Raw genomic sequence first — 894 nt, forward strand, 5'->3', positions numbered from 1 at the left:
TCCTGTTTTTTGCCAGTCATTTTCGGTCAGAAGAGATACGCTAGACGCTGCGTCCAGCTCTGACTCTTCAAATACTGATGCAACAGTTACTTTGAGGTTCATTAAGTCCTGAATGGACATTTGGACTGTGTGATCGAGATAATGAGGTAATGTATAAAGCGGCACCACTACATGATATTGGGAAGATCGCTATCCCTGATCATATCCTTAACAAGCCTGGTAAGCTAACACCTCAAGAGTGGGAGGTTATGCAGTCTCATGCCCAGATCGGTTACGATATACTTTCGACGTCTGACTTAGAGGTCTTGCGAGCGGGCGCGCTCATTGCAGGTGGGCATCACGAGAACTGGGACGGTTCAGGCTATCCAAACGGTATTGCGGGTGAAGATATTCATATCTTTGCGCGAATTGCTTCGGTGGCAGATGTGTTCGATGCGCTGGTGAATCGTCGATGCTATAAACAAGCTAGGTCTATAGACGAGACATTAAACTTCTTCAAAGAGATGAAAGGCACTAAGTTCGAGCCGCGTTTGGTTGATTTATTACTCGATACCCAAGAAGAGCTAATGAAAATTCAAGAGGCGCATGCCGATTAGGCATGCGCATACGATACTAGGTTTTACGCTTAGAATGCTAAGGCAAAGCCTAGTAGTATCGATAGAGTAGCGAGACCGGATGCAACAATGATTGTCGCCATTGCCTTGTCTTGTTTGGCTGCATCAGAACGAGTAAACGACGCTCTATCTTCGAAGGTCATTTGTTTTAGCGGTGCAGCTAGCATTGGCTTCATTTCGTTATCAACTAAAATTGAATCGTTGGCTGGGTTGTCCTTGCCTGAGCCTTTTTTAGTTTGATGAGGAATGCCGTTAATTCGTGTCTGAAAAGTTGTATTTT

General features: G+C 44.9%; 2 protein-coding genes. One reads left to right on the forward strand and one right to left on the reverse strand.

Annotation, left to right across the window (positions count from 1 at the left end; genetic code table 11):
• The first annotated feature begins 125 nt into the window (after positions 1 to 125).
• On the forward strand, positions 126 to 596 hold the full coding sequence (locus A3729_RS27210; protein WP_082907151.1) for an HD-GYP domain-containing protein: 471 nt from the start codon (positions 126 to 128) through the stop codon (positions 594 to 596).
• A gap of 29 nt (positions 597 to 625) precedes the next feature.
• On the opposite strand, the gene A3729_RS33555 is transcribed toward A3729_RS27210, so the two are convergent.
• On the reverse strand, positions 626 to 894 hold a 269-nt coding region (locus tag A3729_RS33555; protein WP_197476156.1), incomplete at its 5' end, for a hypothetical protein.

The sequence above is a fragment of the Oleiphilus sp. HI0043 genome (genome assembly GCF_001634935.1).